The organism is Streptomyces marokkonensis, from assembly GCF_008312835.1.
Classification (GTDB): Bacteria; Actinomycetota; Actinomycetes; order Streptomycetales; family Streptomycetaceae; genus Streptomyces; species Streptomyces marokkonensis_A.
Genome location: NZ_VSKS01000020.1, coordinates 149,860 through 156,793, shown reverse-complemented (window position 1 = coordinate 156,793; position 6,934 = coordinate 149,860). Strand labels below are relative to the sequence as shown.

Here is a 6,934-nt window from a genome sequence, read left to right as displayed (position 1 = left end):
GCGGGGTCGCCACCTGCCAGAGCTGGCCGAGCTTGGCCTGGCTGTACTGGGCGGTGAGCTTCGCCTGGGAGAAGGCGAGGATGAAGTGCCGCCGGCCCCAGAGCTGACGGACGTACTCGATGAGGGACGGCCGGGCGCCGCTGACGGACAGCCCGTACTTGGCGGCGAGCCGGTCCGCCGTCAGGCCCTCGTCGGGCGGCACGGGCGCGGTGACCGCGACCGTGCCGTCGTGCGTTGTCTCACTCACTAGTGGAAAACTTTCGTCCTCGAGATGCGGGCCCGCGCGGGCCCGCATGAGCCGGGGAGCCTGGGTACGGCCCCGATGTTCCCGGACACGAGCTTGTCAGATGACGGGGGGCCGGCCCAGTCGGGTCAGCCGCCACACCGTACGCCACTTCATGGGCCGGCGGGGACCGCAGGAGGTGGTCAGACCCTCGCGGAACCCGCCGAACCAGGCCTTCAGGGCCGGGCGCGAGGGACGGCGCACGAGGGTGAGGAGGATCCAGGCGCCCAGGTAGACCGGGACCAGGGCGGCGGGGAGGTTGCGGCGGGCGAGCCAGACCCGGTTGCGGGCGACCATGCGGTGGTAGACCGCGTGCCGCGAGGGGGCGGTCGTCGGGTGGTACAGCACCATGTCGGACCGGTAGTCGATCATCCAGTCGGCGTCGAGGGCCCGCCAGGCCAGATCGGTCTCCTCGTGGGCGTAGAAGAACTCGTCCGGCAGCCCGCCCACCTCGGCGAAGACCTTGGTGCGCACGGCGTTGGCGCCGCCGAGGAAGGTGGTCACGCGGGAGGAACGCATCGGGTCGGAGGCGCGCAGCCGGGGAACGTGGCGGCGCTGGGTGATCCCGGTCTCCGGGTCGGCGATGCGGAAGCTGATGATGCCGAGCCGCGGGTCGGCGGCGAAGGCCTGGCGGCACAGCTCGGCGGTGTCGTGGCCGGCGAGCAGGCCGTCGTCGTCGAGGAACAGCAGGATGTCGACGTCCCGGCCGCCGGGGCCGAAGGCCTCGATGCCGATGTTGCGGCCGCCGGGGATGCCGAGGTTCTCCGGCAGCTCGACGGTCCGCACCCCCTCGGGAACCTCGGGGACGGGCGAGCCGTTGCCGACGACCACGACCTGGACGGGGTCGCCGTCCTGCTTGGCGACCGAGTCCAGCAGGGCGCGCAGCTCGTCGGGGCGGTTGCCCATGGTGATGATCACCGCGCCGACCTTCATGGCGGCGCTCACTTCAACCTGCTGGACACGAGGACGGACACCAGGTGCAGCACGGTCTGCAGCAGGGCGATACCGGCGAGCACGGCGGTGCCGAGCCGGGTGAAGAACAGGTCGCCCCGGGTGGCGTCCAGGATCGCGAGGAGAAGGATCAGCAGCGACGCCTCGATGCCGAGGATGAGCCGGTGGAACTTGAGCGCGGCGGCGGCCCTGCGGGCCAGCGCCATGCCGGAGGAGCGCGGCTCGGACGCGGCCTCCTTCACCGGCGGCAGTCCGCCCTGGTGGCGGGCGACGCCGACCAGGTCGGTCTCGGCCTTGACCAGGATCGCGCCGAGCGCGGCCAGCGTGCCGAGGAAGGCCCACAGCCAGTCGATGCGCCCGGAACCCCACAGGTCGGCGGCGCGCAGGCCGAGCCCGACGAGGACGGCCGCGTCGCACAGGTAGGCGCCGACGCGGTCCAGGTAGACCCCGCCGAGCGAGTACTGCTTCTTCCAGCGCGCGACCTCGCCGTCGACGCAGTCCAGCAGCAGGTAGAGCTGGACCATGACCACGCCGAGGACGGCCCCCGCGATCCCCGGCACCAGCAGGGCCGGGGCCGCGAGGACGCCGAAGACGGTCATCAGGTACGTGAGCTGGTTGGGCGTGACCCTGGTGTTCACCAGGTAGCGGTCCACCCGCAGGGACACCTCGCGCATGTAGAGGCGTCCCATCCAGTGCTCACCGCTGCGCCGGTCCTTGACCCCCGCGGGGTGCACGACCGGGCGGAGTTCAGCTACCGATGGCCTTGACATAGTCGGCGTAGACGTCCTTGATCTGGTCGGTCTTCAGGTCGAGGTGCTCGAGGATGGTGAAGCGGCCGGGTCGGGTCTCCGGGGCGAACTCGACGGCGCGGACGAACTCGTCCACCGTGAATCCGATCTCCTCCGGCAGCACCGGGAGCCCGTGGCGGCGCAGCACCTCGGCCGTGGCCGCCGACTCCTCGTGCGCCCCGCGCAGATACATCGCGAAGGCGGCGCCCAGTCCGCACTGCTCGCCGTGGGCGGCGGCGCGCTTGGGGTAGAGCAGGTCGAAGGCGTGGTTGATCTCGTGGCAGGCGCCGGAGGACGGGCGGGAGTCGCCCGACACGGACATGGCGATGCCGGTGAGGACCAGGGCCTCGGCGAGCACCTGCAGGAAGCCGTCGTCGCCGACCCCGCCGGGATGGCGCAGCACGGCCTCGCCGGCCTGCCGGGCCATGGCGGCGGCGAGCCCGTCGATCTTCTCGCCGTTGACGCGGTGGGACAGCTCCCAGTCCGCGACCGCGGAGATGTTGGAGATGACGTCGCCGATGCCGGAGCGCACGAACCGGACCGGGGCCTCACGGATGACATTGAGGTCGATGACGACCGCGATCGGGTTCGGCACCCCGTACGAGCCGCGGCCCGCGTCGTTGTCCAGGGTCGCGACCGGCGAGCACAGGCCGTCGTGCGCCAGGTTGGTGGCGACGGCGACCAGGGGCAGGCCGACTCGTGCCGACGCGAACTTGGCGCAGTCGATGATCTTGCCGCCGCCGAGTCCGACGACCGCGTCGTAGCGGCCGCCCTGTATGTCGCCCGCCAGGCGGACCGCGTCGTCGAGGGTGCCGCCGCCGACCTCGTACCAGGTGGCGCCGGGCAGCGACGGCGCGAGCCGTTCGCGCAGCCGGGCGCCGGAACCGCCGCTGACGGCGATGGCGAGCCTGCCCGACTGGGAGATGCGCTCGTCGGCGAGGACGCTCGCCAGGTCGTCGAGGGCACCCGGGCGGATGTCCACGACGACCGGCGAGGGGATGAGCCGGGTCAGTACTGGCACGCGATCTCCCGTCCGCGGGCGAGGTCGTCGTGGTTGTCGATCTCGACCCACGCGACGTCACCGATCGGCGCCACGTCGATCCGGAAACCGCGGTTCACCAGCTCCTGGTAGCCGTCCTCGTAGTACAGCTGCGGGTCCCGCTCGAAGGTCGCCCTCAGCGCGTCGGCCAGCTCCCCGGCCGCCTCGCCCTCGATGAGCGTGACACCGATGTACTCACCGCTCGCCTCGGCCGGGTCCATCAGCTTGGTGATCCGCGTCATCCCCCTGTCCGGGTCGACGACGACCTTCATCTCCTCGTCGGCGAGCTTCTTCACCGTGTCGAGCGCGAGGATGATCCGCTTGCCGTCGCCGCGCGCGGCCAGCAGCGTCCTCTCCACCGAGACCGGGTGCACGGTGTCGCCGTTGGCCAGGATCACACCGTCCTTGAGGGCGTCACGGCCGCACCACAGCGAGTAGGCGTTGTTCCACTCCTCGGCCTTGTCGTTGTCGATGAGCGTGAGCCGCACGCCGTACTTCTGCTCCAGGGCCGCCTTGCGCTCGTACACGGCCTCCTTGCGGTACCCGACGATGATCCCGGCCTCGGTCAGCCCGACCTCGGCGAAGTTGGCGAGGGTCAGGTCCAGGACCGTCACCGCGTCCGGGTCGCCCTCGGCGCCCACCGGCACCAGCGCCTTGGGAAGCGTGTCCGTGTAGGGGCGCAGACGGCGTCCGGCGCCGGCCGCAAGCACGAGGCCGATCATGCGGGTTCTCCTTCGTCGTGTACGGCGGGCGCCCCTGCGGACGCCCAGAAGCGGATGCTCTCGGCGAGCACCACAAGGGCCACGGCCACGGCGAGGACCGTGAGCGCGACGGTGAACTGGGAGGCGGTGAGCACGGCCGCCAGCACGGCGACCACGAGGGTGCGGCCCTCGTGCCCCCCGATCGCCCGCACCAGCCAGCGCGGGGACGCGCCCGCGTTGCCGCGGATGCGGTAGACCGTGTCGTAGTGATGGTAGGCGACCGCGGCCACCAGCCCGTAGGCCGCCGGAAGGGCTCCGTTCACGTCCGCGTCGGCGGCCAGTGCCAGGACGGTGCCGTACTCGGCGGCGCGGAAGAACGGGGGGACCAGCCAGTCGAGGGCGCCCTTGAGGGGGCGGGCGACGGCGAGTGCCGAGGTCAGGACGTAGCCACAGGCGGCGACGACCGTCCACGGGCCGCCGAAGCCGGTGAGCGCGGCTGTGGCGACCACGGCGAGACCGCCGAGCAGGGCGACGGCGGGGACGGCGAAGCCGGGGAGGCGGCGCGCGGGGTTCGTCAGCGGGCCGGTCAGGGCCTGGGCGAACGGGCCGGAGTCGGCGAGGTCGGCGAGCGCCCGCGCCGCCCGGTCGGTCCTTCGGGCCTTGCGGGTCAGCGAGCGCAGGACGCGGCCCGCCGTGGTGTACGTCGCGGCGAACGCGCAGCCGACGAGCAGCGCGTAGAAGGTGATCCGGGGGGTGGTGAGGGCCGTGAGGACGGCGATCATCGCCCAGCGTTCGCCGATCGGCAGGACGATCATGCGGCGCACCCAGACCGTCCAGCCGACGCCGTCGAGCTTGTCGGAGAGCGCGGCGGTGGGGCTGGCCAGCGACAATTTACCGAGCGCGGTGGCGTCGTGGTTGGCCTCGTTGAAGGAGAAGTCGACCACGTGCCGGCAGGTCTGCAGGACCATCGCGCCGAGGGCGAGGGCCCAGACGTCGTCGCCGCCGCGGGCCGCGCCGAGGGCGAGGCCCGCGTAGTAGGCGTACTCCTTGGCGCGGTCGAAGGTGGCGTCGAGCCAGGCGCCGAGGGTGGAGTACCGCAGGGAATACCGGGCGAGCTGCCCGTCGGTGCAGTCCAGCACGAACGAGGCGATGAGCAGGACGCCGGCGGCGACGAAGCCGCCCCGGGTGCCGGTGGCGGCGCAGCCGGCCGCTATGAGCGCGGTGAGCAGGGAGGCGGTGGTGACCTGGTTGGGGGTCAGTCCGCGGCGGGCGCACCAGCGGGCGATGTAGCGGGAGTACGGGCTGATGAAGTGGGTGGTGAAGAAGCCGTCGCGGGCCTTGACGGCGGACCGCAGGCGTATGGCCTCGTCGTCGACGGCGGCGACGGCCTGCCGGGCCTCGTTGCGGGCCTGGGGGTCGGCGGGAACGGTGGCGACGAGGCTGCCGAGCTCGGGACGGTGCACGTCGGCACCCTCGGCGTCGAGGGCGGTGACGACGCGGTCCGCGAGGCTGCCGACCAGGGTGGTGCCGCTCCCGGGTGCCTCGCCCGCGGAGTTCTCGCGGGCCATCGCGCGGGTGAGGGCCTGGCGGCCGGCCTGCTGGGCGGTGACGGCGCCGGGGATCGCGGAGATGGGGAAGCGGGGGTCGGTGAGGCCGAGGCGCAGCGCGTGGACATGGCCCACGAACCGGGCGTCGACCAGGGCGACCCGCTGCCCCGCGGGCACGCCGGCGAGCAGGGTCTCGGCCTCGGCGGTGCCGGAGGCGGTCCGCACGTCGAAACCGAGGGAGCGCAGATCGCCCTCGAGTGACGAACCGGGGACCGGCTGGCCGGTGAGGATGGCGGTCGACAACCGAATCTCACTCCCTGGGTGCCGACGCGTCCACGCCGGTCATGTACACGGTGAGGCGCCCGTACGGGGCCTCCGGGCGGCATGTCGGCAGAGGCTATCGGATACCCGGAAGCCCGCGTTCACCGCCCGTTCGGCGGCTGGATCGACGCGGTTCGCCCGCGTCCCTGCCGCGGATCATCATCGGGGATGCGGGGCCCGGCCCACAAACCGCGCCTCCAGAAAGGGCATGCGGGGTCAATCCGGGGCATCGCGGTACACCCGGCCCGTTCCCCGCCCGCCGGTGCGGGTCGGCATAGGGTGGGCGACCATGACTTGGCTGATCACCGGCGGAGCCGGTTACATCGGGGCACATGTGGTGCGCGCCATGACGGGTGCCGGGGAGAAGGTCGTCGCCCTGGACGACCTCTCGGCCGGCGTGCCGGGACGGCTGCCCGCCGACGTACCTCTGGTCCGGGGCTCGTCGCTGGACGGCGGGACGCTGAAGCGGGTGCTCGCGGAGCACGAGGTGACGGGAGTGCTGCATCTCGCCGCGCGCAAGCAGGTCGCCGAGTCCGTGGCGCAGCCGACCCGGTACTACCGGGAGAACGTGGGCGGCCTGGCGACGCTCCTGGACGCCGTCGCGGAGGCAGGGATCCGGCGCTTCGTCTTCTCCTCGTCCGCGGCCGTCTACGGCGATCCCCGGGTGGACCTCATCACGGAGGAGACGCCCTGCGCGCCGGTGAACCCCTACGGAGAGACCAAGCTCGCCGGCGAGTGGCTGGTGCGGGCGGCCGGCCGGGCGCACGGCATCGCCACGGCGTGCCTGCGCTACTTCAACGTCGCGGGGGCCGCGGCACCGGAGCTGGCCGACACGGGCGTCTTCAACATCGTGCCGATGGTGTTCGACCGGCTCACCCGCGACGAGGCCCCGCGCATCTTCGGCGACGACTACCCGACGCCGGACGGTACGTGCGTCCGTGACTACATCCACGTGGCCGATCTGGCGGAGGCGCACCTGGCGGCGGCCCGCCGGCTGTCGGACGGGGACCCGGCCGGAGACCTGACGGTGAACATCGGCCGCGGCGAGGGCGTCTCGGTGCGCGAGCTGATCACGGCCATCGGCGAGGTCACCGGCGACACGCGGGCCCCGCTCGTCGAGCCGCGGCGCCCCGGCGACGCGCCCCGCGCGGTGGCCTCCGCCGCCCGCGCGAGCGAGTTGCTCGGCTGGACCGCACGCCGCTCGGTGCACGAGATGGTCGGCTCGGCCTGGCGGGGCTGGCAGCTCCACCAGGCTGCGGACCGTCACTGAACAGCGCTGACCTGCGGATCGTTTCCGCAGGTCA

The 6,934-nt window shown here is 72.8% G+C and carries 6 protein-coding genes and 1 pseudogene; 1 reads left to right on the top strand and 6 read right to left on the bottom strand.

The annotated features are described in order from the left end of the window. From F1615_RS28705 to F1615_RS28680, 6 genes and pseudogenes are all read right to left on the bottom strand, one after another. Nucleotides 1-247: pseudogene (locus F1615_RS28705) on the bottom strand (ABC transporter permease); the annotation flags it as partial. A 96-nt stretch (nt 248-343) separates the two neighbouring features. Beyond that, complete coding sequence (locus tag F1615_RS28700; protein WP_149551955.1) at nt 344-1,228, bottom strand: glycosyltransferase family 2 protein; 885 nt, start codon at nt 1,226-1,228, stop codon at nt 344-346. After that, nucleotides 1,225-1,968 (bottom strand): CDP-alcohol phosphatidyltransferase family protein, encoded by a 744-nt coding sequence (locus F1615_RS28695; protein WP_149551965.1) that lies wholly within the window; start codon nt 1,966-1,968, stop codon nt 1,225-1,227. The genes F1615_RS28700 and F1615_RS28695 overlap by 4 nt, the downstream gene beginning before the upstream one ends. Nucleotides 1,969-1,981: 13 nt before the next feature. After that, nucleotides 1,982-3,043, bottom strand: a complete 1,062-nt coding sequence (locus F1615_RS28690; protein ID WP_149551954.1) for an iron-containing alcohol dehydrogenase family protein — start codon at nt 3,041-3,043, stop codon at nt 1,982-1,984. Further along, the gene (locus F1615_RS28685) at nt 3,031-3,783 is read right to left on the bottom strand and encodes a sugar phosphate nucleotidyltransferase (protein ID WP_149551953.1); all 753 of its coding nucleotides are present in this window, start codon (nt 3,781-3,783) and stop codon (nt 3,031-3,033) included. Before F1615_RS28685 ends, F1615_RS28690 begins: the two co-directional genes overlap by 13 nt. Then, complete coding sequence (locus F1615_RS28680) at nt 3,780-5,612, bottom strand: DUF5941 domain-containing protein (RefSeq protein WP_149551952.1); 1,833 nt, start codon at nt 5,610-5,612, stop codon at nt 3,780-3,782. The genes F1615_RS28685 and F1615_RS28680 overlap by 4 nt, the downstream gene beginning before the upstream one ends. Nucleotides 5,613-5,919: 307 nt before the next feature. Here F1615_RS28680 and galE point away from each other — a divergent pair, with 307 nt between their 5' ends. Beyond that, nucleotides 5,920-6,900, top strand: coding sequence for a UDP-glucose 4-epimerase GalE (gene galE, locus F1615_RS28675; protein WP_149551951.1), 981 nt, complete (start codon nt 5,920-5,922; stop codon nt 6,898-6,900). Nucleotides 6,901-6,934: the final 34 nt, after the last annotated feature.

Bases quoted from the DNA above. Each gene is read 5' to 3' on its own strand.
- galE (WP_149551951.1), top strand. From the start codon at position 5,920: ATGACTTGGCTGATCACCGGCGGAGCCGGTTACATCGGGGCACATGTG.
- F1615_RS28685 (WP_149551953.1), bottom strand. From the start codon at position 3,783: ATGATCGGCCTCGTGCTTGCGGCCGGCGCCGGACGCCGTCTGCGCCCC.